General features: G+C 56.2%; 29 protein-coding genes. 12 read left to right on the top strand and 17 right to left on the bottom strand.

Going from position 1 to position 26,947, the window contains the following annotated elements; genetic code table 11:
• Positions 1–60: 60 nt before the first annotated feature.
• From HV242_RS07100 to nfsA, 11 genes are all read right to left on the bottom strand, one after another.
• Positions 61–1,527: a sensor histidine kinase gene (locus tag HV242_RS07100; RefSeq protein ID WP_050736562.1), complete on the bottom strand. Its 1,467-nt coding sequence runs from the start codon at positions 1,525–1,527 to the stop codon at positions 61–63.
• A complete protein-coding gene (locus tag HV242_RS07095; protein ID WP_014169317.1) occupies positions 1,514–2,218 on the bottom strand; it encodes a response regulator transcription factor in 705 nt (234 codons plus the stop codon). Before HV242_RS07095 ends, HV242_RS07100 begins: the two co-directional genes overlap by 14 nt.
• 71 nt (positions 2,219–2,289) lie before the next feature.
• Positions 2,290–3,417, bottom strand: a complete 1,128-nt coding sequence (gene rlmC, locus HV242_RS07090) for a 23S rRNA (uracil(747)-C(5))-methyltransferase RlmC (RefSeq protein ID WP_050736561.1) — start codon at positions 3,415–3,417, stop codon at positions 2,290–2,292.
• Positions 3,418–3,457: 40 nt separating this feature from the next.
• On the bottom strand, positions 3,458–3,931 hold the full coding sequence (locus HV242_RS07085; RefSeq protein WP_050736560.1) for a YbjO family protein: 474 nt from the start codon (positions 3,929–3,931) through the stop codon (positions 3,458–3,460).
• A 65-nt stretch (positions 3,932–3,996) separates the two neighbouring features.
• On the bottom strand, positions 3,997–4,842 hold the full coding sequence (potI, locus tag HV242_RS07080; protein ID WP_020884869.1) for a putrescine ABC transporter permease PotI: 846 nt from the start codon (positions 4,840–4,842) through the stop codon (positions 3,997–3,999).
• Complete coding sequence (potH, locus tag HV242_RS07075; RefSeq protein ID WP_014169313.1) at positions 4,839–5,792, bottom strand: putrescine ABC transporter permease PotH; 954 nt, start codon at positions 5,790–5,792, stop codon at positions 4,839–4,841. Before potH ends, potI begins: the two co-directional genes overlap by 4 nt.
• A gap of 10 nt (positions 5,793–5,802) precedes the next feature.
• The gene (gene potG, locus HV242_RS07070) at positions 5,803–6,936 is read right to left on the bottom strand and encodes a putrescine ABC transporter ATP-binding subunit PotG (RefSeq protein ID WP_041162516.1); all 1,134 of its coding nucleotides are present in this window, start codon (positions 6,934–6,936) and stop codon (positions 5,803–5,805) included.
• A 143-nt stretch (positions 6,937–7,079) separates the two neighbouring features.
• Complete coding sequence (gene potF, locus HV242_RS07065; protein ID WP_014169310.1) at positions 7,080–8,192, bottom strand: spermidine/putrescine ABC transporter substrate-binding protein PotF; 1,113 nt, start codon at positions 8,190–8,192, stop codon at positions 7,080–7,082.
• Positions 8,193–8,543: 351 nt separating this feature from the next.
• Complete coding sequence (locus HV242_RS07060) at positions 8,544–9,020, bottom strand: YbjN domain-containing protein (protein ID WP_020884871.1); 477 nt, start codon at positions 9,018–9,020, stop codon at positions 8,544–8,546.
• A 63-nt stretch (positions 9,021–9,083) separates the two neighbouring features.
• On the bottom strand, positions 9,084–9,986 hold the full coding sequence (gene rimK / locus HV242_RS07055; RefSeq protein ID WP_020884872.1) for a 30S ribosomal protein S6--L-glutamate ligase: 903 nt from the start codon (positions 9,984–9,986) through the stop codon (positions 9,084–9,086).
• Between the two features lie 69 nt (positions 9,987–10,055).
• Positions 10,056–10,778 carry a nitroreductase NfsA gene (gene nfsA, locus HV242_RS07050; protein ID WP_025204598.1) on the bottom strand — a complete coding sequence of 241 codons (723 nt, stop codon included), beginning with the start codon at positions 10,776–10,778 and terminating at the stop codon, positions 10,056–10,058.
• A gap of 182 nt (positions 10,779–10,960) precedes the next feature.
• Between nfsA and HV242_RS07045 the strand changes: the two genes are divergently transcribed.
• Positions 10,961–11,230 (top strand): GrxA family glutaredoxin, encoded by a 270-nt coding sequence (locus HV242_RS07045; RefSeq protein ID WP_014169305.1) that lies wholly within the window; start codon positions 10,961–10,963, stop codon positions 11,228–11,230.
• A gap of 30 nt (positions 11,231–11,260) precedes the next feature.
• Here HV242_RS07045 and HV242_RS07040 read toward each other — a convergent pair whose 3' ends face one another.
• Positions 11,261–11,635, bottom strand: a complete 375-nt coding sequence (locus HV242_RS07040) for an inner membrane protein YbjM (protein ID WP_020884874.1) — start codon at positions 11,633–11,635, stop codon at positions 11,261–11,263.
• A gap of 273 nt (positions 11,636–11,908) precedes the next feature.
• Between HV242_RS07040 and HV242_RS07035 the strand changes: the two genes are divergently transcribed.
• The 5 genes from HV242_RS07035 (at position 11,909) to HV242_RS07015 (ending at position 16,827) form a co-directional block, all read left to right on the top strand.
• The gene (locus HV242_RS07035) at positions 11,909–13,594 is read left to right on the top strand and encodes an aspartate:alanine antiporter (protein WP_050736559.1); all 1,686 of its coding nucleotides are present in this window, start codon (positions 11,909–11,911) and stop codon (positions 13,592–13,594) included.
• Positions 13,595–13,842: 248 nt separating this feature from the next.
• Positions 13,843–14,163 (top strand): metalloregulator ArsR/SmtB family transcription factor, encoded by a 321-nt coding sequence (locus tag HV242_RS07030; protein WP_014169302.1) that lies wholly within the window; start codon positions 13,843–13,845, stop codon positions 14,161–14,163.
• 36 nt (positions 14,164–14,199) lie between these two features.
• Entirely contained in the window at positions 14,200–15,489 is a 1,290-nt protein-coding gene (locus HV242_RS07025; protein WP_032677758.1) for an arsenic transporter, read from the top strand.
• Between the two features lie 12 nt (positions 15,490–15,501).
• Positions 15,502–15,933: a glutaredoxin-dependent arsenate reductase gene (arsC, locus tag HV242_RS07020; RefSeq protein ID WP_032681363.1), complete on the top strand. Its 432-nt coding sequence runs from the start codon at positions 15,502–15,504 to the stop codon at positions 15,931–15,933.
• A 117-nt stretch (positions 15,934–16,050) separates the two neighbouring features.
• The gene (locus tag HV242_RS07015; protein WP_050736558.1) at positions 16,051–16,827 is read left to right on the top strand and encodes an SDR family NAD(P)-dependent oxidoreductase; all 777 of its coding nucleotides are present in this window, start codon (positions 16,051–16,053) and stop codon (positions 16,825–16,827) included.
• Here HV242_RS07015 and HV242_RS07010 read toward each other — a convergent pair.
• Positions 16,824–17,375, bottom strand: a complete 552-nt coding sequence (locus tag HV242_RS07010) for a TetR/AcrR family transcriptional regulator (RefSeq protein ID WP_020884879.1) — start codon at positions 17,373–17,375, stop codon at positions 16,824–16,826. The genes HV242_RS07015 and HV242_RS07010 overlap by 4 nt on opposite strands.
• Positions 17,376–17,457: 82 nt before the next feature.
• On the opposite strand from HV242_RS07010, the gene HV242_RS07005 reads away from it, so the two are divergent.
• Positions 17,458–18,672, top strand: a complete 1,215-nt coding sequence (locus tag HV242_RS07005) for an MFS transporter (protein ID WP_050736557.1) — start codon at positions 17,458–17,460, stop codon at positions 18,670–18,672.
• The gene (locus tag HV242_RS07000) at positions 18,662–19,474 is read left to right on the top strand and encodes a Cof-type HAD-IIB family hydrolase (protein WP_047355698.1); all 813 of its coding nucleotides are present in this window, start codon (positions 18,662–18,664) and stop codon (positions 19,472–19,474) included. The genes HV242_RS07005 and HV242_RS07000 overlap by 11 nt, the downstream gene beginning before the upstream one ends.
• Positions 19,475–19,514: 40 nt before the next feature.
• Here the strand turns inward: HV242_RS07000 and HV242_RS06995 are convergent, their stop codons facing one another.
• Positions 19,515–20,747, bottom strand: coding sequence for an MFS transporter (locus tag HV242_RS06995; protein ID WP_014169295.1), 1,233 nt, complete (start codon positions 20,745–20,747; stop codon positions 19,515–19,517).
• A 168-nt stretch (positions 20,748–20,915) separates the two neighbouring features.
• On the opposite strand from HV242_RS06995, the gene HV242_RS06990 reads away from it, so the two are divergent.
• The 3 genes from HV242_RS06990 to deoR all read left to right on the top strand — a co-directional run bounded on the left by HV242_RS06990 (position 20,916) and on the right by deoR (position 23,086).
• Positions 20,916–21,644, top strand: a complete 729-nt coding sequence (locus tag HV242_RS06990) for a phosphatase PAP2 family protein (protein WP_063858337.1) — start codon at positions 20,916–20,918, stop codon at positions 21,642–21,644.
• Between the two features lie 7 nt (positions 21,645–21,651).
• Complete coding sequence (ybjG, locus tag HV242_RS06985) at positions 21,652–22,260, top strand: undecaprenyl-diphosphate phosphatase (protein ID WP_050736555.1); 609 nt, start codon at positions 21,652–21,654, stop codon at positions 22,258–22,260.
• A 67-nt stretch (positions 22,261–22,327) separates the two neighbouring features.
• Positions 22,328–23,086 carry a DNA-binding transcriptional repressor DeoR gene (gene deoR / locus HV242_RS06980; RefSeq protein WP_014169292.1) on the top strand — a complete coding sequence of 253 codons (759 nt, stop codon included), beginning with the start codon at positions 22,328–22,330 and terminating at the stop codon, positions 23,084–23,086.
• A 52-nt stretch (positions 23,087–23,138) separates the two neighbouring features.
• Here deoR and dacC read toward each other — a convergent pair whose 3' ends face one another.
• Positions 23,139–24,344 (bottom strand): serine-type D-Ala-D-Ala carboxypeptidase, encoded by a 1,206-nt coding sequence (dacC, locus tag HV242_RS06975; RefSeq protein WP_020884884.1) that lies wholly within the window; start codon positions 24,342–24,344, stop codon positions 23,139–23,141.
• A 256-nt stretch (positions 24,345–24,600) separates the two neighbouring features.
• On the opposite strand from dacC, the gene HV242_RS06970 reads away from it, so the two are divergent.
• Entirely contained in the window at positions 24,601–25,227 is a 627-nt protein-coding gene (locus tag HV242_RS06970; RefSeq protein WP_047742396.1) for a glutathione S-transferase family protein, read from the top strand.
• On the opposite strand, the gene HV242_RS06965 is transcribed toward HV242_RS06970, so the two are convergent.
• Both HV242_RS06965 and bssR read right to left on the bottom strand, forming a co-directional pair.
• On the bottom strand, positions 25,228–26,346 hold the full coding sequence (locus HV242_RS06965; RefSeq protein ID WP_050736554.1) for a PQQ-dependent sugar dehydrogenase: 1,119 nt from the start codon (positions 26,344–26,346) through the stop codon (positions 25,228–25,230). It lies immediately after the preceding gene.
• 106 nt (positions 26,347–26,452) lie between these two features.
• Positions 26,453–26,836 (bottom strand): biofilm formation regulator BssR, encoded by a 384-nt coding sequence (gene bssR / locus HV242_RS06960; RefSeq protein WP_020884887.1) that lies wholly within the window; start codon positions 26,834–26,836, stop codon positions 26,453–26,455.
• Positions 26,837–26,947: the final 111 nt, after the last annotated feature.

The following is a 26,947-nucleotide window of genomic DNA, read 5'->3' as shown; positions in this document are numbered from 1 at the left end:
CTTTTTGTCGGGTAGCCTGGCCTACGGGGGTGGTCTGTAGGCCGGGCAAACCCGGCAATTTCACAGTGGAACAAAGAAGCGAAAACGAGCCCCGTTCGTGGACTCCATCAGCCTGATCCCCCCGCCGTGAAGTTCCAGCATGCGTTTCACAATCAACAGCCCCAACCCGCCACGGTTTTCCCGTGATGCCTGCGGATTTAACGTCGAAGGACGTTCAAACAGATCGTTGCGAAGAGAAGCATCAACGCCGGTTCCATTATCAGCCACCTCAACCTGTAGCTGCGCGTTCTCCTGCCAGACCGCCAGACGGACCTCTCCACCGGTCGGCGTATGCCGCATCGCGTTATCCAGCAGGTTAGTCACCACCCGCTCAATCATCGAGACATCGGCATTCACCAGCGGCAACGGGCCCGGTACATCAATGCGCAGGTTCACCTCCCGCGTGCGGGCCGTGAGTTCAAATTTCTGCGCCACGTCTGAAATTAGCTCACCCATGGCAAAACGCTCGCGCTGCGGTTTGATGCCGCCGTGCTCAAGACGCGCCAGTTCAAACAGCTGCTGCGAAAGATGACGCACTTTCTGCCCCTGCCGCAGCGCCGTGGCGAGATACTGCTGGTGTTCCTGCGGCGTCAGCGTCGCGGATTTCAGCGACAGCGTTTCGAGATAGCCCAGCAAGGAGGTGAGCGGCGTGCGTAAATCGTGCGAAATATTGGCGATAAACTCCCGGCGCTGGCGATCGCTGTCGGCCAGTTGATCCCACTGCAGGGTGATTTTACGGGCCAGCTCGATAAACGTATTGCGCAGCGTGGCCACTTCATCCTTTACCGTGGTTTCAGTAGGCTGCGCCGCCAGCTGCTTAATGGCACTAATGCTGTCCTGCTCCAGCCCGGCCACTTCCTGCGTAAGACGTTTGACCGGACGCGTTACCCAGTACCAGACCAGTAACCCCGCCAGCAAACCAAACAGCGCGACCCACATTAATGACCACAGGACGGTGCTCCAGAGCGCCTGATGCCAGGCCATCTCCGCCAGCGCGTTTGACTCTTCGCCCTGCAGAATAATATATAGATAGCCTTTCAGTTCTCCGTCCTGACGCAACGGCGTTGCGCTGAAAACCTTTTTGTTCTGGCTTCGCGGGTCATCGCCCAGTACCGGCCGCGCGGCATCACTGAGGAAAGTCTGCACCGGCCCGAGGTCGATTTTTTGCCGCTGGATATGCCCCGGCGGCGCGGCGTCAGCCAGCAGTTCGCCATCAGGCGAGACAACGTACAGTTCGACGCTTGGATTGAAGGTCATCAGCCGGTCAAAGAGCGGCTTCAGCGCGTGGCGGTCAACCCTGCCCTGCGCATCCAGAATCGGTTCCCGCTGGACAATCTGCTGCGCCAGGCCACCAGACAGCCGCTGCACCATCGCATTACCGTACTGCGTGGTGCTGTAAAGTTGCACCGCGCAGGCGATGGTCGCACAGAGCGTCAGCAGCAGAATAAACAACAGCGTCAGGCGCTGGCTCAGGCTAAAGCGGCGCATCGTTTGGCTCCGCAAATTTGTAGCCTTTGCCCCAGACGGTGCGAATGATCTCCGGCTCGGCGGCGTCCTTCTCAATCTTGATGCGCAGGCGGTTAATGTGGGTGTTGACGGTGTGTTCGTAACCTTCGTGCTGATAGCCCCAGACCTGTTCCAGCAGCGCCAGACGCGAGAAAACTTCACCGGGATGACGGGCAAAAAAGTACAGCAGTTCAAACTCGCGCGGGGTGAGATCCACCACCTGGCCGTGCAAAAGCACGCTGCGCGCCAGCGGGTCGAGCGTCAGGCCGTGAGCCTGAATATTCCCGGCACTTTGCGCCTGCCCCATCGCCTGCTGGCGTCGGAACAGCGCCTTGATACGCGCGATCAGCTCCTGTACCGAAAACGGCTTGGCCAGATAATCGTCCGCCCCGGTTTCCAGCCCGGTAATACGGTCGGTTTCACTGCTGCGGGCGCTGATGATGATCACCGGCAGGTAGCGGGTCATCTGGCGGATGCGACGGCAAATCTCCAGACCGTCGACATTGGGGAGCATTAAATCGAGGATCACCGCGTCCCACGGCTGCTTTTCGAGGCGCTGTAAGGCATTGCCCCCGTCGGGCTCGTGGGTGATGGCGTAGCCTTCATCTTCTAAGTTGAGGCGCAGAAGCGCCGCGATATCGTGGTCATCTTCCACCAGCAGGATCTGCTTCATGGGTAAGCCTTCTTCAATTCTGATGAGATAAGCTTACCTGATTTCGCAGGCGGACAGAGTTCACATTTTGTTTAAGATTTAACGAGTAGCGTCAGGACTTCATAATGCGCGGTATGCGGGAACATATCGAACAGCTGGACGCGTTCAATGCGGTAGCCCGGCAGCGTCGCGATATCTTTTGCCATCGTCTGCGCGTTGCAGCTGGAGTAGACGATGTAGTCCGGTGCCATCTGGCTCAGATAGTCGCACAGCGCTTTCCCGATGCCCCGGCGCGGCGGGTTCACCAGCACCAGTTCAGGCACATTGTCCTGCCCCGTCGCGAACTGCGTGGAGTCCAGCGCCTGGAAGTGCAGCCGGGTCAACCCAAGCTCTGCGGCAGACTGTCTGGCACAGGCAATCGCTTCGGCGGAGATCTCAATCCCGGTAAGCTGCATGTCTGGCGTGGCGCAGTGCAGACCGAAGCCACCTACCCCGCAGAACAGATCCCACATATGATGGATATTTAACGCCCGCACCCAGTCACGGGCGGTGGCATAAAGCGCACTCGCGACGGTCGGGTTGGTCTGGAAGAAGCTTTGCGGACGGATCCACAGCGGTACATCGTTGAACGTTTCTGCCAGCGCATGTTCTTCGGTGAAGAAGATCTCCCGCTCCCCTTCCATGATAGCCATATGCACCGGCTGAATATTCGCGGTGATAACGGTTAACTGCGGAAGCTGTTGCTGAAGCCATGGCAACGCCGCGCGAAGCTGCTCCACCTTGGCTTCTGAGCGTAGAACAAAGCGCAGCATCATGCTGCCGTCTACCTGGCTTTCGGTAAGAAGAAGGTATTTCAGCTCGCCGCGCTTGCGGGCAACGTTATAGGGCGTTAATCCGGCACGGGCAATAAACGGTTTGAGCGCAGCAAAGACCGGCGCAAAGGAGGCAGGATAAAGCGGACAGTCGGTTAAATCTTCAGGAGTACCCTCGCGATGCAACATGCCCAGCAGCGGTTTTTCAACACTGCCGCTCACCACCATTTTGGCTTTATTACGAAAGCCCTGCTCCGGCCCGCTGACGGGTGCGCACCATTCCCCCACGGCATGGTCTGCCAGCAGGTGTTGCAGGTCGGCCATTTTGGCGGTGAGTTGCTGAGAAACCGGCTGTTCTATCCACTGGCAGGAGCGGCAGCGACCGGCGTCATAGAGTGCGCACTGCATATCAAAACCTTAAGAATCACGAGGGCTGCGATTATACACATTATTGCAGTTGGAAGAACCGCCGACTGGAAGCAGGCACGAACAGGAAGAACAGCACCAGCATATCCGGGAGTTTTTGCAAAAACAGCGCGTGCAAAATCTCGCGTTTTGATCCACCCGCAATGCTGAACAGTTCCGGATAGCCATACCCCAGCGAGGCGGCCCACAGATAGCTTGCCGCCGTAATTTGCGTCAGCAAATAGATCCAGCGCGCCCAGTTGCGTCCTCTGACCAGCGAAAATGCGCAGTAAATCTCGATAAACACCAGTACCAGGCTGCTCAAAAAGACCAGCGTCAGGTTCCACGTCTGTACGCTGCGGTGAATGAATTCAGCCATACCGCGGACACCCAGGGTGTTAAGGATCATCAGCACATCAAGACAGCGGATCATAATAATAGCGAGCGCCGCCACCTGCACCAGTGCAGGAACGTTTGGACGAGCGTGCGTAAGACGTGATTTTTTTAATAATCCCAATGTTTTACTTCCCTGAAAAACAGTGCCGCGTCATGCGCGGCACATCACTGGAAATTTTAAATCCTTCAGCCGCGTCTTGCACGCTGGATATCACGCACACGTTGTTTTTCCGCGCGCGCCATCAAATACCAGGCGATAAATCCGACAATTCCGACCACCCCGAGGATGATCGAGGCCAGGGCGTTAATCTCCGGATTGACCCCCATGCGTACGCTGGAGAAGACCAGCATAGGCAGCGTCGTCGCGCCCGGTCCTGAGACAAAGCTGGCGATAACCAGATCGTCGAGCGACAGCGTAAACGCCAGCAGCCAGCCGGAGATCACCGCCGGCATAATCATCGGCAGCGTGATAATGAAGAAGACCTTCAGCGGCGTCGCACCGAGATCCATCGCCGCCTCTTCAATGGAGCGGTCCAGCTCGCGCAAACGCGAAGAGATAACCACCGCCACGTACGCGGTACAGAAGGTGACGTGCGCCAGCCAGATGGTGAGCATGCCGCGATCTGCCGGCCAGCCAATGGCATGCGCCAGGGCGACGAACAGCAGCAGCAGCGCCAGACCGGTGATAACGTCTGGCATAACCAGCGGCGCGGTGATCATAAAGGCAAAGCCGTTCGACCCCCGAAAACGCCCGAAGCGCACCATGACCAGCGCGGCAATGGTCCCCAGCACGGAGGCCATCGTGGCCGCCAGCGCGGCGATGGTCAGGCTCAGCCCCACCGCGCTCATCATCGCGTCATCATGGAACAATTCGCCGTACCAGCGCGTCGACCAGCCGGCCCATACCGTTACCAGTTTGGAGCTGTTGAACGAGTAGATCACCAGCATCAACATGGGTGCATACAGGAAAGTAAAGCCAATCACCAGGATGGCAATTCGCCACGGGGAGCGCACTACCGGTAAGTTGTTCATCCGTGGTCTCCCATCTGTTTCTGCTGATGTTTGTGGAACCACATGATCGGTACGATCAGCAGGAGCAACATCACGATCGCCACCGCAGACGCCACAGGCCAGTCCCGGTTATTAAAGAACTCCTGCCACAGCACACGCCCAATCATGATGCTGTCCGGGCCACCGAGCAGTTCCGGGATAACAAACTCCCCTACCGCCGGGATAAAGACCAGCATCGACCCGGCAATAATGCCGCCCCGGGTCAACGGAACGATAACGCTGAAGAAGGTTTTAAGCGGGCGGGCACCAAGGTCAAGCGATGCTTCCACCAGCGAATAATCGATACGCGTCAGCGCCGTATAAATTGGCAGCACCATAAACGGCAGATAGGCGTAAACAATCCCGATATAGACCGCGAGATTGGTATGCAGGATTGTCAGGGGCTGATCGATAACCCCAAGCCACATCAGGAAGTTATTCAGCACGCCGTTGTTTTTCAGGATCCCCATCCACGCGTAGACGCGGATCAGGAACGAGGTCCATGACGGCAGGATCACCAGCAACAGCAGAATGTTGCGCGTCGACGATTTACTGTGCGCCACGGCCCATGCCAGCGGGTAACCCAGCAGCAAACAGCAGATCGTCGAGATCGCCGCCACCTGCAACGACTGCAGATAAGCTTCGAAATAGAGCGGATCTTCCGTCAACTGCAGGAAATTGCCGAGGTTAAGGGTCAGCGTCAGCTGTCCGTCAGCCCAGTCCAGCAGGTTGGTATAGGGCGGGATCGCCCGCGCCATTTCCGCCAGGCTTATCTTAAAAACAATCAGGAACGGCAGCAGGAACAGCAGGATCAGCCACACGTAAGGCATGGCAATCACCAGCTTGCGTCCGTGGTTCATCTGCATGCGCGCCAGCCAGTGCGCAAAGCCACCCGGTTTTTCAACGCGGGCTGGAGGTTCTAAGGTACTCATTGTCCGCTCCTTATACCGTCAGCACTACACAACTGTCCGCATCCCAGCACAGGCGCACTTCATCGCCCCAGGTCGGCTGTCCCTTGCGATAACGATGTTCGTTCTGCAGCTGGGCGCTGAGCATCTGCCCGCTTTTCAGACGCACATGGTAGATGGAGAGGTCGCCCAGGTAAGCAATGTGCACCACTTCCCCGACGGCGAAGTTAAAGCCATCGGCAGGCGGATCTTCGCACAGCATGATCTTCTCCGGGCGGAGCGCGACATACACCGGCACGTTATCCACCACCGAGCTATCCGGATCGACCTTAAGCGGATGCTGCAGCCCCGGCGACTCGATCACCAGACCGTCTTCCTCGCGCGATTTCAGCAGCCCTTCGAAGACGTTGACCGACCCGATGAACTCCGCGCTGTAGCGGGTGGTCGGATGCTCATAAATCTCTTCCGGCTCGCCAATCTGTACGAACTTACCGCGGTTCATGATCGCAATACGCCCGGCCATGGTCATCGCCTCTTCCTGGTCATGGGTAACCATCACGCAGGTCACCCCCACACGCTCAAGGATATCCACCACTTCCAGCTGCATACGGTCACGCAGTTTTTTATCCAGGGCGCCCATCGGCTCATCGAGGAGCAGCAGCTTTGGCCGTTTCGCCAGGCTTCTGGCCAGCGCCACGCGCTGACGCTGGCCACCAGAGAGCTGATGCGGTTTACGCTTCGCGAACTCCTGCATGTGCACCAGGCTGAGCATCTCTGCCACGCGGGCGGTGATTTCGGCTTTCGGCAGTTTGTCCTGCTTAAGACCAAAGGCGATATTCTGCTCCACCGTCATATGCGGGAAGAGCGCGTAAGACTGGAACATCATGTTTATCGGGCGCTGATACGGCGGCACGCGGGAAAGATCGACACCATCCAGCATGATTTGCCCGGCGGTAGGCTGTTCAAAACCGGCCAGCATACGCAGCAGGGTCGATTTACCGCAGCCAGATGCGCCCAGAAGGGCAAAAATTTCACCTTTGTAGATAGTCAGGCTGACGTCGTCCACGGCATGCTGACCATCGAAAGATTTGGTGAGGTTACGAATTTCAAGAAGCGGGGTCAGCGCTTTACGGACTTTCGCCTGCGGGCGGGGGATCGCGTCATTCACGGGGTGCTCTCCGGCAGAAATCAAAACTGGTGCAAACGCACCATCAGGGTGCGCATCGTCGGGCGGCGCTCACGCCAGCCCGACCGACGGGTTTAGCAGGCCCGGTGAGCGTTTTCGCCACCGGGCAACCGTACCGGACGCCGTTATTTACCGCTTTTCACTTTGGTCCACGCACGGGTACGCACGCGGTCAATTTTTGGATCCTGAACTTTCAGGGTGAACAGCTTGGCAAACACATCCGCCGGCGGATAGATAGCCGGGTTATTGCGGATCTCTTCGCTGACCAGCGGCACAGAGGCCTTATTGCCGTTAGCGTAATAGACGTGATCGCTGATATGCGCGATGACTTCCGGACGCATCAGGTAGTTAAGGAACTGGTAAGCTTCGTCTTTGTTTTTCGCGTCAGCCGGCATGGCGAAGACGTCGAAGAACGCCAGCGCGCCCTCTTTTGGAATGAAGTAGGAAACATTCACGCCGTTTTTGGCTTCTTTGGCGCGGTTAGCCGCCTGCCATACGTCCCCTGCCCAGCCAATCGCCACGCAGATGTCGCCGTTTGCCAGGTCGTTGATGTACTGCGAGGAGTGGAAGTAACGAATATTCGGACGCAGCTTCAGCAGCAGATCGGTTGCCGGGCCGGTGTAATCATCGGCCTTGCTGCTGTTAGGATCTTTGCCCAGGTAGTTCAGCACGGTGGCGAAAATCTCTTCTGGCGCATCCAGGAAAGAGACGCCGCAGCTTTTCAGCTTCTCAAGGTTTTCCGGCTTCAGCACCACGTCCCAGCTGTCGAGTTTGACATCTTTACCCAGCACCGCTTTGACTTTATCGACGTTATAGCCAATACCGGTGGTCGCCCACAGATACGGCATCGCGTATTTGTTGTCCGGGTCATGCTTGGCGACCAGCTTAAGCACTTCCGGATCGAGGTTTTTCCAGTTCGGTAATTTGCTCTTATCGAGCGGCTGGAAAACACCTGCCGTCAGCTGACGCTCAAGGAAGCTTGCGGAAGGTACCACCAGGTCAAAACCGGTACTGCCCGCCATCAGTTTCCCTTCCAGCACTTCGTTGGAATCGAAAACGTCATAGACCACTTTAATGCCGGTCTCTTTTTCGAAATTAGCGACGGTATCCGGCGCGATATAGTCAGACCAGTTATAAACGTGCAGCGTTTTTTGTTCCGCAGCGAGCGTGCCGGCAGAGACGGCCATCAGAGCACCCGCAACCAGACCCGATAACCATTTTTTATTCAAGGCGATCATATCGTTATTCCTTCTGAAAGCTCGTTAACAAACGAACTAAAACTGTGCAATCTGAAGATATGCAATAATCATGCATAGTTTGTCGCTCTGCACGAAATAAAAAGAAACCTCTTTACCCGGCAGGATCCGCTCGCTTTTTTAAGCATCGCAAGAATAACTGTAGCCCGTGTCTCCGGCTATAGCCCAGACGAAAAAACGCCTTTTATCAATTTTTTATGCAGGTTATGTCTACGTGATAAGCCGAAATGGCGTTTGGGGAGGTGAAAAATTCTTTAAAGAAAGGTTAAAAGCAGCAGAAAAAATGGCGTTATGCAGCCGCTATGGCAGCGACTGCGCAAAAGTCAGACAGGCTTAGTGAAGAAAATTGGGAGATGCATCATTATTCTCTGCATCATCTTCCGTGCTATACAGCAGATGGTGCGCATTCGCTTCCATCATTACCATCGAAATTTGCTCTTCACTCAAGCGCATAAACCAGGAGAACTGCTTGAAAGAGAGGCCAGCACCGGAGAATAAAGACTGGCAAACGACCAGTTTTGGCAGATTATCATCCTGTATATCGAGAAATGCTTTCACCGTCAAAGAACTGGCGTTGATGGCCGACAGGTCAGAGGCCAGGGCCAGCAGCGCAGACGGTTTCACTTCGGCCAGCGCAGAGAAGAGGATCACGTCGTTAATGAGATCGATTTTGGCATCGAAAATACCATCGAAATTTTGCATATGAGGCAAATGCAGCGCCTGGCAGGAATCACATTCAAAGAAAGTGATACCGGCATCATCGAGCCATTGACGTAACGTATCCAGTGTTGGAACGACCTGTAAATCCATCGCTGTGCAGCCTCTTTATTAAAAACTTCGCATAGAGTACGCAAAAAGTGCGCTGTAATCCATTTAACCGCCCGTTTTCAGACAGTAGCCCGGCGTTGCGTGGCGCTCGACCCATGAGATCATTTTACCCGCAATATCGACCCCGGTGGTTTTTTCCACCCCTTCCAGTCCCGGTGAGGCATTCACCTCCATCACCAGCGGCCCGCGCGTCGCCCGCAGTAAATCAACACCCGCCACATCCAGCCCCAGCGTTTGCGCCGCCTTCACGGCAATCTCACGCTCGCGATCGCTGATATCCGCGACTCTCGCCACGCCGCCACGGTGCAGATTAGAGCGGAAGTCGCCCTCTTTTGCCTGGCGTTCGATGGCCGCAACCACCTCGTTACCGACAACAAAACAGCGAATGTCGCGTCCTTTGGCTTCTTCAATGTACTCCTGCACCAGAATATGGGCATTCAGCCCACGAAAGGCGTCAATCACGCTTTCCGCCGCCTGCCGCGTTTCGGCCAGCACCACACCAATGCCCTGAGTGCCTTCCACCAGCTTGATCACTAGCGGCGCGCCACCCACCATATCGATTAAATCGCTGGTGTCGTCCGGTGAATGCGCAATGCCGGTAACCGGAAGATCGATTCCCTGCCGGGCAAGCAGTTGCAGCGAACGGAGCTTATCGCGGGCACGAGATATCGCAACGGATTCATTGAGCGGATAGCTGCCCAGCATCTCAAACTGGCGCAACGCGGCCGTGCCGTAATAGGTTATCTGGGAGCCGATGCGGGGGATAACCGCATCAAAATGCGGGAGCTTGCGGCCTTTGTAATGAATCGATGAGGCAGCAGGATCAATGTTCATATAGCAGGACATCGGATCGAGGATCTCAACCTGATGCCCCCGTTTTGCCGCCGCTTCTCGCAGGCGTTTACATGAATAGAGCGTTCCATCCCGGGACAAAATGGCAATTTTCACCCTGCACCTCTCTAAAGACATGGAAAAAGCCTGCGTATCATACACGCAGGCAGGCGCAGGATGAATGGGCTATCGTGTCGCCCAGCCCTGTTTGTGCAGATAGTCGAGAATAAACGGGCGATTCTCTTTAATGATGGTGCGACGAATGTGGTCACTCCAGGTATCGCGACGGTTATTGCTGTCGCGCGTCATGTAGTAGTGCGCCAGCTCTTCATCGTATTGCGCCAGCACATCCTGATCGACAGGCTGGTAGTGGTTTTCATGCACCAGCATCGCCGCAGGCAGGCGCGGCTTGAGGTCCGGGTTATCCGCAGGCCAGCCAAGGCACAGGCCAAACAGGGGCAGAACATGTTTTGGCAGCTTCAGCAGTTCGGTAACGCTTTCGATATTGTTACGCAGCCCGCCGATGTACACGCCGCCCAGCCCCAGCGATTCCGCCGCCGTGAACGCGTTTTGCGCCATCAGCGCGGTGTCCACGACGCCCAGCAGCAGCTGCTCGGCAAGGCCAAGCTCGGCTTGCGGGCAGATCTGCAGATGGCGGTTAAAATCGGCGCAGAACACCCAGAACTCGGCTGCCTGTGCCACATGCTTCTGTCCACCGGTGAGGGTCACCAGTTGTTCACGCATTGCCGGGTCGGTAATGCGAATAATGGAGCTGCACTGCAGGAAGCTGGAGCTGGATGTCGCCCTTGCACTGTCAATAATGGCTTCACGCTGCGCCGGCGTTATCGGCTCGTCGGTGAAGTGGCGAATTGAACGATGGGAACGTAGCAGGTCTATGGTTGGCGTCATCTTGTCTCTCTTTGTCTTGCGTGAATCATATCGCAGCCAGTATAGGCAATGATGCGCGCGATGTAATTGGCGAAACATAGCTGAGAGGTATTATAACGACAGGCGAAACCTTCTTTAATGACGGCAGGTTATCGGGCACTATAGACCCATTCGCCGTCAGGCTTGTTTTCGAGGAGAGAGAAATGTTTGCAGTAATTTTTGGTCGTCCAGGGTGCCCTTACTGTGTGCGCGCGAAAGAGCTGGCTGAGAAACTGACCGAAGAGCGTGATGATTTTAACTTCCGTTATGTTGATATCCACGCGGAAGGGATCAGCAAAGCCGATCTGGAAAAAACCGTGGGTAAACCGGTTGAAACCGTACCGCAGATTTTCCTCGATCAGAAACACATCGGCGGTTGCACAGACTTTGAAGCATACGCTAAAGAACATCTGGGCCTGTTTGCCGCTCAGTAATTCTAAGACGCCCTCACCCTGAGGGCGTTTTTATTTGTGCTGTCTGCGCCGGGCCAACATGCTGTGAACAAACAAAAAGCATAGCGCTCCCAGGGCGCACCAGAAGACGCCACTCAGCAACCACGCCAGCTCCTGCCAGAAACTTCGCGTTGAAATATACAGTGACCGCATCAGCAGCAGACACAGCGGCGCTGCAAGTATTGCGCCCAGTAACGGTTTCACCACTTCCCCCCGGCGGGAGAGAAAACTGGCAGCAGCCCCTGGCAGGGTGAAAAAGAGCAACCCCAGCTCCGGATGACCCGACGCCCTGAATGCTCCCTTCACATTAAAAGCGAGGGACATGCAAACGACAATGAACAGCAAAAAGCAGCTGATCACCCCCGCCCAGTTTCGTTTAATGTTCAAACTATCCTCCTGACTTATCTCTATCAAATACACTTTCGTCGGGTAGACGCCCAGTCAGATAAAGCAATGCGGCAATCCTTGCCAAAGTACACACAGGGTGAAGCGATAATAGGTGGCTGTCAGTAGCTAATACGATTAAACTAACCGCCAGCTAATGTTTTAGGGAATAAAGCTGGAAACAGGGAGCGTTAAAGCCTTTCCCTGACCCAGAAAACAGTAGCCCAAAAAGTCCTTTCATTCAACAACTTACTGGTAAACAAGAAGTTAGCCTCCGTGAATATAAACGTCGCAGACTTGTTAAATGGGAATTACATCCTGTTATTATTTGTGGTACTGGCGCTGGGCCTTTGCCTGGGTAAATTGCGCCTTGGTTCGGTTCAACTTGGTAATTCCATTGGCGTTTTAGTCGTCTCACTATTATTAGGCCAGCAGCATTTCAGCATTAACACGGACGCGCTCAACTTAGGTTTTATGCTGTTTATTTTTTGTGTTGGTGTGGAAGCCGGGCCCAACTTTTTTTCAATTTTCTTCCGCGACGGCAAAAATTATCTGATGCTGGCGCTGGCCATGGTCGGCAGTGCGCTGCTGATCGCCTTAGGGCTCGGTAAACTGTTTGGCTGGGATATCGGGCTGACGGCCGGTATGCTCGCCGGCTCGATGACCTCCACGCCGGTGCTGGTGGGTGCAGGCGATACCCTGCGCCACTCCGGCATGGCCGGTGCGCAACTCTCTACCGCGCTCGACCACCTGAGCCTGGGCTATGCCCTGACCTATCTGATTGGTCTGGTGAGCCTGATTGTGGGCGCCCGCTACCTGCCAAAACTGCAGCACCAGGATTTGCAGACCAGCGCCCAGCAAATTGCCCGCGAACGCGGTCTGGACACCGACAGCAAGCGTAAAGTCTATCTGCCCGTGATTCGCGCCTACCGCGTTGGGCCCGAGCTGGTTGCATGGGCGGACGGGAAAAACCTCCGCGAGCTGGGGATTTACCGCCAGACAGGCTGCTATATCGAACGTATTCGCCGTAACGGCATTCTGGCAAACCCGGACGGCGACGCCGTGCTGCAGATGGGCGATGACATTGCCCTGGTCGGTTACCCGGATGCCCACGCCCGCCTCGACCCGAGCTTCCGCAACGGTAAAGAGGTGTTTGACCGCGATCTGCTCGACATGCGTATCGTCACCGAAGAGATTGTGGTGAAAAACCATAACGCCGTCGGCCGTCGTCTGGCGCAGTTGAAGCTGACCGATCATGGTTGTTTCCTCAACCGCGTGATCCGCAGCCAGATTGAGATGCCAATTGACGACAACGTCGTGCTGAACAAAGGCGACGTTCTGCAGGTCAGCGGCGATGCGCGACGCGTTAAAACCGTTGCGGACCGCATCGGCTTTATCTCTATTCACAGCCAGGTCACCGACCTGCTGGCCTTCTGCGCCTTCTTTATCGTTGGCCTGATGATCGGGATGATCACCTTCCAGTTCAGCAACTTTAGCTTTGGCATCGGTAACGCTGCCGGGCTGCTGTTCGCCGGCATCATGCTGGGCTTCCTGCGAGCGAACCACCCGACCTTCGGCTACATTCCGCAGGGGGCGCTCAATATGGTGAAAGAGTTTGGTCTGATGGTCTTTATGGCGGGTGTCGGCTTAAGCGCCGGTAGCGGCATTGGCCACAGCCTGGGTGCTGTTGGCTGGCAGATGTTGGTTTCCGGACTTATCGTCAGCCTGGTACCGGTCGTGATTTGCTTCCTGTTCGGTGCTTATGTGCTTCGTATGAACCGCGCCCTGCTCTTCGGGGCAATGATGGGGGCCCGTACCTGCGCCCCGGCAATGGAAATTATCAGTGATACTGCACGCAGCAATATTCCTGCGCTGGGCTATGCGGGCACCTACGCTATCGCTAACGTACTGCTTACGCTGGCGGGTACGCTGATCATCATCATCTGGCCTGGACTCGGATAACTCTTAAGTTCTGCGCACGACGAAAAAATTTTCGTTACGCGCAGAACTTTTTTATCAGGGGGCAGTCATAACTATTGCCACTGCTTTTCTTTGATGTCCCCAATTTGTGGAGCCCATCAACCCCGCCGTTTTGGTTCAAGGTTGATGGGTTTTTTGTTGCCTGAAATTCCCCTCTTCAACATTCCGCCTTCCCTCTTTCCATCCAAACATATATGCTTAACCATATATAACCAACCGCAGGAAAGCCGATGCTACATCCGGTCCAACTTTTCAAAGCCCTCTCCGACGAGACCCGCCTGTCCATCGTCATGCTTCTGCGCGAAGCCGGGGAGCTGTGCGTCTGCGATCTCTGTTCCGCCACGGCTGAATCACAGCCCAAGGTATCTCGCCATATGGCGCTGCTGCGTGAATCCGGGCTGGTGAGCGATCGCCGGGAGGGGAAATGGGTTTATTACCGTTTGTCCCCCACTATGCCGGCATGGGCTGCCACCGTGATTGACAACAGCTGGAACTGCTTGCGGGAAGAGACCCGCGCAAAGCTGAAAAACCGTCTTCCGGGCGCGTGTTAAAACACATTCATAAAAACAGATATAACGGAGTTCACGATGTTTCTGGCTGGGGCAATTTTTCTGTTTACACTGGTGCTGGTCATCTGGCAGCCCAGAGGGTTAAGTATAGGCTGGAGCGCCACGATGGGTGCTGTACTGGCGCTGGTCAGCGGCGTGATCCACATTAACGATATTCCGGTGGTGTGGAATATTGTCTGGAACGCGACGGCCACGTTTATCGCCGTCATCATCATCAGCCTGCTGCTTGATGAGTCCGGATTTTTCGAGTGGGCGGCGCTGCATGTGGCCCGCTGGGGTAATGGCAAGGGCCGGTTGCTGTTTACGTATATCGTTCTGCTGGGTGCGGCCGTTGCGGCGCTTTTTGCCAACGACGGCGCGGCGCTTATCCTCACGCCCATCGTTATCGCCATGCTGCTGGCCCTCGGGTTCAGCAAGCAGGCCACGCTGGCGTTTGTCATGGCGGCTGGATTTATCGCCGACACTGCCAGCCTGCCGCTGATCGTTTCGAACCTGGTCAATATCGTATCGGCAGACTTCTTCTCGCTGGGGTTCAGCGAATACGCCTCGGTGATGATCCCCGTGGATCTCGCCGCGATTGCGGCCACGCTGGTGATGCTGCACCTGTTCTTTCGAAAGGACATTCCACCGGCATACGACCTGTCAAAACTCCGCGAGCCTTCCCGCGCGATCAACGATCTTCCAACCTTCAGAACGGGCTGGATTGTTCTGTTACTGCTCCTTGTCGGGTTCTTTGTACTTGAACCGCTCGGCATTCCGGTCAGTGCTATCGCGACAGCAGGCGCGTTGATTTTGTTTGCCGTTGCAAAGCGCGGGCATGCCATTAATACGGGAAAAGTGCTTCGTGGCGCACCGTGGCAGATCGTTATCTTCTCGCTGGGGATGTACCTGGTGGTGTATGGCCTGCGCAATGCCGGGCTGACGGAGTATCTGTCAGGGGTACTCAATCTCCTCGCCGGACATGGCCTGTGGGCCACCACGCTCGGTACCGGGTTCATCACGGCGTTCCTGTCATCCATAATGAACAATATGCCGACCGTCCTGATTGGGGCACTCTCTGTCGATGGCAGCACGGCATCGGGTGTGATTAAGGACGCGATGATTTATGCCAACGTGATTGGCTGCGACCTGGGTCCGAAGATCACACCTATCGGCAGCCTGGCCACCCTGCTCTGGCTCCATGTCCTGGCGCAGAAAAACATGACGATCACCTGGGGCTATTATTTCCGGACAGGCATCATCATGACGTTGCCGGTTCTGTTTGTGACGCTCGCCGCGCTGGCGTTACGTCTCTCCTTCACACTGTAATGAGTAACGGATATGAGCCATATCACCATTTACCACAATCCAGCCTGCGGCACCTCACGCAACACGCTGGAGATGATCCGCAACAGCGGCACTGAACCCGAAATTATTCTGTACCTTGAGAACCCACCGTCACGTGATGAACTGACCAGACTGATTGCTGAGATGGGGATTTCCGTGCGGGATTTGCTGCGCAAAAATGTCGAACCTTATGAACAGCTGGGCCTCGCCGGGGACCAGTTTACCGACGACCAGCTTATCGATTCTATGCTGCAGCATCCGATCCTGATTAACCGTCCGATCGTGGTGACGCCGCTGGGCACTCGCCTGTGCCGCCCTTCCGAAGTCGTACTCGATATCCTGCCTGATGCACAGAAAGGGGCGTTTACGAAAGAAGATGGCGAAGCGGTGGTGGACGCCAGCGGAAAAAAAATCTCCGGCAGCTAATCTGCTGATAGTGATGCCGTAAGTCTTGTCAGCCACATACCCTGCCCCGTGGCGGAGTTGCATCCGCCGTCACCCGACCCATAATTTGATGGACCGGTCTGGTGAGGGGATGCAGGTATGAGTCTCAAAAATAAAACCGCCGTTATCTTTGGTGGCAGCGGCGCTATTGGCAGCGCCGCTGCGTACGCGCTCGCCCGTGAAGGGGCAACGGTCTACCTCGCGGCACGCGATCAGGCCAGGCTGGAGCACGTCGCTAACCGCATTCACGCCGCTGGCGGGTCAGCCCGGCTGTTTGTTTTCGATGCTCTCGATGCCGACGCGACGCTCCCGGACGTTACCGGCATTGATATCGTCGTGAATGCCACGGGCTTTATGCACGACCAGGGTAAACGCCTCGACGCATTAACGCTCAGTGAATTCAGACAGGGGTTCGACCCTTTTCTGGCCGCCTATTTCAACATCGCCAAAGCTGTCGCACCCCATATGGGCGGTGAGCGTGCCGGAACGCTTATCACCGTCGTTGCGCCGGCTGCAAATATGGCGATGCCGGGACATCTCGGGCATATCGTTGGCTGTGCGGGAACGGAAGCGTTAACCCGTGCGCTCGCGGCGGAGCTGGGGGCAAAGAATATTCGTGTCCTGTGCGTGCGTTCGCATGCGATAGCCGACGCGGTTCAGGCCGGTTCCGGTGTGGGTGACCTGTTCGCCATCAAGGCGCAGGCGATGGGCATCACAGTGGAGCAGTTTCTGGAGGGCGCGGCACAGAGCACGATGCTGAATCGCCTGCCGACGCTGGAGCAGGTGGCAGATACCATCGCGTTTCTGGCGTCAGATGCAGCCGGTGCCATCACGGGAACAACGGTGAACATGACGGCCGGCGCGACCACAATCTAACGTCCACTCTCGCCCGCTATCCTGCCGACCATCGCCCGGATCTCCTCCCGGGTGAGCGGGGCTCTGTCGGTCACAAAGTGCAGCGTCATCCCTTCGATAAAGGCATCCAGCGCGCGGGTGGTCACCGGGTCGAACCACTGCTCAAGCGTGGTCTGGCTCATTTTCATCCAGTCCTGCATTACCGTTTTGAGCGCCGCACTGCGGTGCATAAAGGCATAGAGCTGGTACATCAGCGCCATATTCTGCGGCGTCGTGACCTGCGAACTGTGGATCAGCGTGGTGATGGATTCGCACGCCATTTCTGGCCCGGTCACGCCGGCGAAGAAATCCCGATACTGCTGCGACATCTGCCGGGTAAACCACGTAAAGGCCTCTTCCAGCAGCGACTCCATACCGTCAAAATAGTAGGTCATCGACCCCAGCGGCACGCCCGCGCAGGTGGCGATTTTCCGGTGCGTCACGGCATGAATACCGTGCTCTGCAATGGTGTCCAGGGTCGCCTGCAGGATCTTCTCCCGGCGTTGAGGATCGTTCGGTGCTCTGCTCATAAATTCCCCACGTGGTTTGTGTACAAATGTACACAAACTTGCTAGTGTTGTCGCTATTGTTGTACTTCCGGTGCTGACTTCAATGACTCTGACCTCCCCCCGTAGAACCCTGCAACTGCGCATGTGGGCGCTGTTTATGTTCTTCTTTATTCCCGGTCTGCTAATGGCCTCATGGGCCACGCGTACCCCGGCCATTCGCGATATTTTATCCGTCTCAACGGCCGAGATGGGCATCGTGCTGTTTGGCCTGTCGATAGGCTCCATGAGCGGTATTCTGTGCTCCGCGTGGCTTGTCAAACGCTTCGGTACACGGGCGGTCATCCGCACCACCATGTGCTGTGCCGTGTTCGGGATGCTGGTGCTGAGCGTGGCGCTGTGGTTTGCCTCGCCGGTGCTGTTTGCCCTTGGGCTGACGGTCTTTGGCGGCAGCTTCGGTGCCGCTGAAGTGGCCATTAACGTTGAAGGGGCATCGGTTGAACGTGAGATGAATAAAACCGTACTGCCGATGATGCATGGCTTTTACAGCCTTGGCACGCTGGCCGGTGCGGGTGTGGGGATGGCGCTGACGGCCTCGGGCGTCGCCGCGAACCTGCATATTCTGCTGGCCGCACTGGTATGTATTATCCCCATTCTGACCGGTATCCGGGCGATCCCTGACGGCACCGGCAAGAACACCTCTGACGAACACGCCACCGCGGAAAAAGGGCTGCCGTTTTACCGCGACATTCAGCTGATGCTGATCGGCGTGGTGGTGCTGGCGATGGCCTTTGCGGAAGGGTCCGCTAACGACTGGCTGCCGCTGCTGATGGTTGACGGCCACGGTTTTAGCCCAACTTCCGGCTCCCTGATCTACGCCGGTTTCACCCTCGGGATGACCGTCGGGCGCTTTACCGGCGGCTGGTTTATTGACCGCTACAGCCGCGTGGCGGTGGTGCGTGCCAGCGCCCTGCTGGGCGGGCTGGGGATTGCGATGATCATCTTTGTGGACGTGGACTGGATTGCCGGTGTGTCGGTGATCCTCTGGGGTCTGGGGGCTTCGCTTGGCTTCCCGCTCACCATTTCAGCCGCCAGCGACACTGGCCCGGATGCACCGACCCGCGTCAGCGTGGTGGCGACCACGGGCTACCTCGCCTTCCTGGTGGGGCCACCGTTGCTTGGCTTCCTCGGTGAGCACTACGGGCTGCGCAGCGCCATGCTGGTGGTGTTAGGGTTAGTGATCATCGCAGCGCTGGTAGCGCGTGCGGTCGCGAAGCCGGAAACGGAACAAACGACACTGGAGAAGGGATATGAGCGTTAAACTGATCGCCGTCGACATGGATGGCACGTTTCTGAGCGATGCCAAAACCTATAACCGCCCGCGTTTTCTGGCGCAATATGCACGAATGAAAGCGCAAGGCATTCGCTTTGCGGTTGCCAGCGGCAACCAGTACTACCAGCTGATTTCCTTTTTCCCGGAGATTGCCCATGAAATTGCGTTTGTCGCGGAAAATGGCGGCTGGGTGGTCAGCGCCGGGGAAGATGTCTTTAACGGTGAACTGTCGAAGACGCACTTCGACACCGTTGCCGCCGTGTTAAACGATGTGCCGGGCATTGAGATTATCGCCTGCGGAAAAAGCAGCGCCTATACGCTGAAGCACTATGACGACGGCTTTAAGGATATCGCGGCAAAGTACTACCACCGTCTCGAAATGGTGAGTGATTTCGGCAACCTGAACGATATTTTCTTCAAATTCGGGCTTAACGTCTCTGACGACGACATCCCGCGTATTCAGGCGATGCTGCACGAAAAGCTGAACGACATTATGGTGCCCGTCACGACCGGCCACGGCAGTATCGACCTCATCATCCCCGGTGTGCATAAAGCCAACGGTCTGCGAATACTGCAAAAGCGCTGGGGCATTGATGACAGCGAAGTGGTGGCTTTTGGCGATAGCGGGAACGACGTAGAAATGTTGCGCCAGTCAGGGTTCAGCTTTGCGATGGCAAACGCCAGGCCGCATATTAAGGCGGTGGCGCGCTTTGAAGCCCCGCACAATAACGACGAAGGCGTGCTGGATGTAATTGATAAAGTGTTGAACGGCGAAGCGCCGTTTTATTAACGCCACCATGGCCCTCTCCCGCCGGGAGAGGGTAAACGGCTTACGGCTGTAAAGCATTCCCGACGCGTTTATCCTTCAGGAACACCACGATAAGCCCAACCCACAGCACGCCGTTAGCCAGATTAAACAGGCTGAACAGACCGTTGCCGCCAAATGCGTAGGCGTGTTTGCTCACCTCGATTCCAACGGTGAAAATCAGCATTTGCAACATGCCCATCGCCGCTGACACCGTGCCTTTGCTCATCTCGCTGGCAAACAGGGTCAGGCGCACCAGCCCGGCATTCGCCACACCGATACCGAACGCGTAAACGCTTAATCCTGCGGTCATCCACAGATACGCATGGGACGACACCACTGTCGCGACCGCCGCCAGAACCAGCCCGGCAGCGATGGGCCAGCCGCCCATAATGATCAAGGCACGCACCGTACGACGGGATGTGAGACGCGCCAGCACCAGGTTACCGATAATCAGCGCGCCAAAAATCGGCACCTGCAGCAGGCCATACTCATAGCTGCTGAGCTGCTCGCCGCTGATGATAATGACCGGCGACTGGGCAATCCACGCCAGCAGAGGCAGGCTAACAAACCCCGTCGCCAGCGCGCCCGCCACAAAGCGGCCGTTCTTCAGCACTTCTTTGTAATCCCGCCCCAGCTCTTTTAGCGACAGTTTCTCACCCAGACGGGTAGCGGTTTCCGGCATCGCGCGGTGCAGGCCAAAGAAAGCGACGGCGGCCAGCACGGCAAACAGCACGAACATCCCTTCCCACGGTGCAACGTGTACCCAGGCAGCGCCCACCAGCGGCCCCAGCAAGGGCGCGATCAGCGCCACGTTCGCCATCAGCGCGGTAATCTTAATACACACCGCTTCCTCAAACGATTCCTGGATGGCGGCATACCCGACGGCACCGATAAAGCAGAGGCTCACCCCCTGCAGGAAGCGCAGCAGGGTAAATTGCTCAATATTTTGCGCCAGCAGCGTGGCGAGGCAGGTCACGATAAACCACACCACGCCCGTCAGCATCACCGGACGACGGCCAATACGATCCGACAGCGGCCCTAACAGCCACTGCAAAAACATGCCGCCAGCCAGATAGGCGGTCATGGAGGTCGGTACCCATTCGATCCCTGCGTTGTACTGTTCAACAACGGCCAGCATGCCGGGCTGGATCATATCGTTGCCGATGTAAGTAGAGAATTCGTAGAGCACCAGACACAAGGGGAAAAGCAACGCCTGACGACCCAGACGTGAACCAGAAGAAGAACGGTTTAACATGCAATCTCTTTATCGTGACAAAATCGCGACGAGTGTAATGAAATGCCCTGGCCCGAGATAGTGATTTATCCAGAAGAAACAGAAATAAAGCACATATCGTCTTTGTTTAAGGTTTCCTTAAGTTGACAGATTTATGATAGCCCCATTTCTCGTCAACGACTCCGGATTATGGCACCCACTTCCAGCCGTTCAGAATTGTCTAACTTACAGACAAATAAGACAAAACGACTTTACCGTCTACCACCCCGCTTTTATGGTTATCAGCTTTTAATACTGATAGCCCTTGCCGTGCTGTTTACCTGGCTATCCCGCGATGAAACGCTCGACAGAGGGATCACCGGTTTATGGTATGACGCGGCTGCTCACCGTTTTCCACTGCAGCAAGACCACCTGCTGGACCTGCTGAACCATCGACTGGCGAAGTACATCGCCATCGCCGCAGGTGCTGTTGCGCTCATTTATGGCGCGTTCAGGCGCAATGCGAGACTGGTCACGGCCGCGCTGCTGATGGGGCTTGGCGCGCTGGTGGTTGGCGTACTGAAAAGCATAAGCCATCACAGCTGCCCGTGGGATCTGGTGGAGTATGGCGGTAAGGCCGTTTCTTATCCGCTGTTCAGTGCCGCTCCCGCTGACAGCGGTCCGGGGCGCTGTTTCCCCGGCGGTCATGCCTCCAGCGGCTTTATGGTGATGGGACTGTTCTTTGCCTTCTGGCGCGAGCGTCCGCGTCTTGCCTGGTGCTTCGTCGTGCTGGGCGTCGTTTTAGGTCTGGCGATGGGTTACGGCCAGGTCATGCGCGGGGCGCATTTTTTCTCTCACAACCTGTGGGCTGGGTGGTGGGTCTGGTTTTCCCAGTTGGTGGTCTACGGTCTGGTCTCCACCTGGTTTGCTAAAGAGTGACAACGCTATGTTAGAGAATTTGAATTACCAGCTGTTTTATCTCATCAACGCCACTCCGGCCTCGCCAGAGTGGATGATTGATTTCGCCACCTTCCTGGCAAAAGATCTGATCAGTATCGTGCCGGTGCTGGCGGCGATCCTCTGGCTGTGGGGGCCGAGAAGCCAGGTGAAGGCGCAGCGCCAGCTGGTAATTAAGATGGCGATGGCCCTCGGGATCAGCGTGCTGGTCAGCTACATTCTGGGCCTGACGTTCCCGCACGACCGCCCCTTCGTCGACCACGCGGGGTATACCTTCCTGCACCATGCTCCGGATGACTCGTTCCCAAGCGATCACGGGACGGTTATCTTTACCTTCGCGCTGGCCTTCCTGTTCTGGCATCGTCTGTGGTCGGGTGCGGTGCTGATGGTGGTGGCCGGGGCTATCGCCTGGTCTCGCGTTTATCTCGGCGTCCACTGGCCGATGGATATGGTGGGGGGGTTGCTGGTCGGTCTCATCGGCTGCGTCAGCGCAGCGATCCTGTGGAATCTCTTCGGTGAAGCGCTCTACCGCGGCCTGTCTTATCTGTATCGTACCCTTTTTGCTATCCCGATCCGCAAAGGCTGGGTACGTGACTAACCCCAGTCTGACAGGTTACACTTGAACCCCCGCCCTGCGGGGGTTCACTTTTTTATCCCGAGGAACTATGGAAACACGTCGCGATGACCGCATTGCTCAGCTGATACAGGCGCTGAAGCGCAGTGATAAGCTTCATCTTAAGGAAGCCGCCAGCCTCCTCGGGGTCTCTGAGATGACCATTCGCCGGGATCTGAACAGCGAGAGCGCGCCTGTCGTGCTGCTGGGCGGATACATTGTGCTTGAGCCGCGTAGCGCCAGCCATTATCTGATCAGCGACCAAAAGACGCGCCTGGTGGAAGAGAAACGCAAAGCCGCCCGGCTTGCGGCCTCGCTGGTGCAGCCGCATCAGACGCTGTTTTTTGACTGCGGCACCACCACGCCGTGGATAATCGAAGCGATCGACAGCAGCATCCCGTTTACGGCGGTGTGTTACTCGCTGAATACCTTTCTGGCACTGCAGGAGAAACCCGAGTGCCGGGTGATCCTCTGTGGCGGTGAGTTTCACGCCAGCAACGCCATCTTTAAGCCGCTGAATCTGCAGGATACGCTCAGCAACGTATGTCCGGATATCGCGTTTTATTCCGCAGCGGGGGTCACTGTCCGTCAGGGAGCAACCTGCTTTAACCTGGAAGAGTTGCCGGTCAAGCACTGGGCATTAAGCGCCGCGCAGTACCATGTGCTGGTGGTCGATCACAGCAAGTTTGGCAAGGTTCGTCCGGCAAGAATGGGGGAGTTATCGCGCTTTGACGCCATCGTCAGCGATTGCCGTCCGGATGAAGAGACCGTGGCCTACGCGAAAGCGCAGCAGGTGAAGTTGATGTACTGAGTCAGGTGCAGAGGTCATGCCGGGTGGCGCGATGCCACCCGGCAATGGAGGCTTAACTGAACCAGCTGCCAAACCATCCGTGGAATTTCATCATGACGAAGTCCCACATCCGGCTAAAGAAACCGCCCTCTTCTACCGCTTCCATCACAATCAGCGGACGCTGTTCAATCGATTTGCCATTAAGCTGGAAATCAATCGTCCCGACCACCTGGCCTTTTTTCAGCGGCGCGGTGAGCTGGCTGTCGGTCAGGGTGTAGCTGGCTTTCAGGTTTTTCAGCTGACCACGGGGAATGGTCACCGACCCGCCTTCACCCGCCCCCAGGTTCACTTCACTCTTGTCACCAAACCAGACGCGCTGGCTGATGAACGTGGCATCCGGTTTAATGGGCGTGACGGTTTCATAGAAGCGGAAACCCCAGGTCAGCAATTTTTCTGATTCATTAAAACGAATGCGGTCGGTTTTGGTGCCCAGCACAACCGAGATCAGGCGCATATCGCCCTGAGTTGCGGAAGCGACCAGGTTATAACCCGCGCCGGCCGTGGTGCCGGTCTTCATACCGTCGACGTTGACGTTACTGCTCCACAGCAGACGGTTACGGTTCGGCTGGCGGATTTTATTGAAGGTAAACTCTTTCTCTTTGTGGATGGCATATTCATCCGGCACGTCGTGGATCAACGCTTTGCCTAACAGCGCCATGTCGCGCGCGGTACTGAACTGACCCGGCGCATCCAGGCCGTGCACGGTTTTAAAGGTGGTATTGGTCAGGCCCAGTTTTTGCGCGTAGCCGTTCATCAGGCCAATAAAGGAGTCCTGGCTGCCCGCAACGTAATCGGCCAGCGCAATACAGGCATCGTTACCGGACTGGATAATGACCCCTTTATTCAAATCAGACACTGACACCTGATCGCCGGGTTTGAGGAACATCACCGATGACCCACGCAGCGCCGGGTTGCCGGTCGCCCAGGCGTCCTTCCCGATGGTGACCATATCGTCAAGCTTGATTTTACCCGCTTTCAGCGCCTGACCCACCACATAGCTGGTCATGATTTTCGTCAGGCTTGCCGGGTCAAGTTTCTCATCCGCATTGCCTTCCGCCAGCACTTTACCACTGGAATAATCCATCAGGATCCAGGCGCGCGCATCCACAGGCGGCGCTTCGGGCGCAGCCTGTTCCGCTGCGTAGAGAGTTGGTACAAACAGGAAAAGGAGCGCAGAGCCTGCCGCCAGGCTGCGCAGAGAAGTCATTTTTCGCGTCATAAATGCCACCCGAGTGTCCATTCAAAAATTACGTCACATCACCGTGTCGCAAGAAGCGATGAGTAATAGCGCACTAAAACGGTTAAAGAAACCTAACCAAGGTAAAGTTATTAAAGTTTATGCAATAACATTCAGATACGCTTTGATTCAGGCGATTTTTTTGTCTTCTGTTGCGTAATTGTTAGGTTTATCTCACCATGGCAAATCGCTGGCGTTGATTCACATCTCAGGTTGTTTGACTATTTCGGGAGTTTCTATGATTACGCTGTGGGGCAGGAACAATTCAACCAACGTTAAGAAAGTCCTCTGGACGCTGGAGGAGCTGGATTTACCGTTTAAGCAGGTGATGGCAGGTTTGCAGTTTGGGGTAAATAAAGATGCCGACTATCTGGCCATGAACCCAAACGGTCTGGTGCCCTTGCTGCGCGACGAAGAGACCGACGTGACGCTGTGGGAGTCCAACACCATCGTGCGTTACCTCGCGGCACAGTATGGTCAGAGCCGCCTGTGGGTGGACAGTCCGGCCCAACGCGCTCAGGGTGAAAAGTGGATGGACTGGGCAAACCAGACGCTCTCCCCCGCACACCGTGTGATCCTGATGGGGCTTGTCAGAACCCCCGAAGCTGACCGCGACTATCCTGCCATTCATGCAGCCCAGGACACCTGTGAAAACCTGTTTGCGATGATGGACGACGAACTGGCGAAGCATCCGTGGTTCTCAGGCGAACGCTTCGGCGTAGGCGATATTGCCGTTGCGCCCTTCATCTGGAACCTGACCAACATTGACGTTACCTGGACGCCGCGCCCGCACCTTGCGCGCTGGCTGAAGCAACTGAGCGAGCGCCCGGCATACCGTCACGTGGTGATGATCCCGGTGACCTGATTACGATCCGGACGGGCTGACTTTCAACAGTTGCCCGTCCGTCTCATCGGTCAGGACATACAGATACCCATCCGGCCCCACCCGTACATCGCGAATGCGCTGGCCTCTGTCTCCTAAAATTCGCCCCTTCTCGGTAACCGTGTTGCCCTCCACGCTCAGCACGATAACGTCTTTCTCCTTCAGCGCCCCGACAAACAGCGTATTTTTCCACTGCGGGAATACGTCACTGTTGTAAAACGCCATCCCGCTCACGGCGGGGGACACTTTCCAGACAAACAGCGGCTTTTCCGTTCCCTCGACGTGCTCGCCCTGGGCTTCCGGGATCTTCAGGCCGCTGTAGTTGATACCGTGCGTCGCCAGCGGCCAGCCGTAGTTTTTGCCTTTCTCCGGGATATTGATTTCATCCCCGCCGCGCGGGCCGTGCTCGTTAAGCCATAGCGTGTCGCTCCAGGGGTTCATCGCCATCCCCTGCGGATTACGAATGCCGTAAGACCAGATTTCGGGCCGTGCGCCGGGAGTGTTCACAAACGGATTATCGGCAGGCACTTTGCCGTCCTCCGTCAGGCGCACAACTTTGCCCTGCAGTTTATCCAGATCCTGCGCCGTCGGACGCTGGTTGTTCTCGCCCAGACCAATAAACAGATGGCCTTTACCGTCGAAGACCAGTCGACCACCGAAATGGTTACCGGTGGACAGTTTCGGCATCTGACGGAAGACCACCTGGAAACCTTCAATTCGGGAGAGATCATCGCTTAAGCGGCCATAGCCAACCGCCGTTCCCGCTTTGCCGTCATTCCCCGCCTCGGCATAGCTCAGCCAGACGCGGCGCGATTTTTCAAAATCCGGGGCGAGTGCCACATCCAGCAACCCGCCCTGGCCGTTTGCCCAGACCTTGGGTACGCCGACGATCGGATCGGAAAGCCCTTTTCCGGCCTGCCAGTGCTTTAACTGGCCTCCCTTAAGGGTCACCAGCAGCCCTTTATTGTCCGGCAGGAACGCCATCGACCAGGGATGATCGAGCCGGTTTTGCACAACGTCGACTTTTACCGCGTCAGGGGCGGCGAGGAGAGAAATCGGGAAAAAAAACGCAGGCAGGAAAATCAGCGAAGATCGATGCATAACGCGCTCCTTTATCGGTTTATGGCATAAAGGTTAGCCACTGGGTCCGGGCACGTTATCACTTTTACAAAAGCTTAATCAGAAGGGGGAGTTGCCTCCCCCGGTGTCAGTGTTGTTCAAGCGTCTCGTGCTTGTTCAGACACATGATGCATAGAGAGAGCGTGGTCAGGCAGTTTTCAAGCTTCTCCGCGTTAACAGCGATAAAATTCGGGCAGTCGTGGCGTCCGTTCATCAAACATACCCCTGCAATGGAGAGCACCTCGGCGGCGCGGCGCAGCGCAACGAGTTCGCTTTCGGCGTATTCCGCTTTCAGGACGGGTGCTTTTTCACGCATGAAGTTGCAAAGTTCAAAGAGATTATCACGCAGATGTTCGCTTTCGCTGACTGACATATACCCTTTTGCCTTCCTCAACTGCAGGTACGCGGCAAGGTCGATTCGGGCATTGATCAGCTTGTTAAGCAGATCGCGTTTCAGTCTGTCAACGGACATGCTCTTTCCTCCTCTGTCAGCCATTGTGCATATTCAGAATAAGGTTATTTTTTGTACAGTTTAATGCCTGAGATCAATAATTCTTAACTGATTAACATTATTTACAATGTT

This window comes from Enterobacter sp. RHBSTW-00593, assembly GCF_013784105.1.
Lineage (GTDB): Bacteria > Pseudomonadota > Gammaproteobacteria > Enterobacterales > Enterobacteriaceae > Enterobacter > Enterobacter ludwigii.
This window is presented reverse-complemented; position numbering and strand designations above follow the sequence as displayed.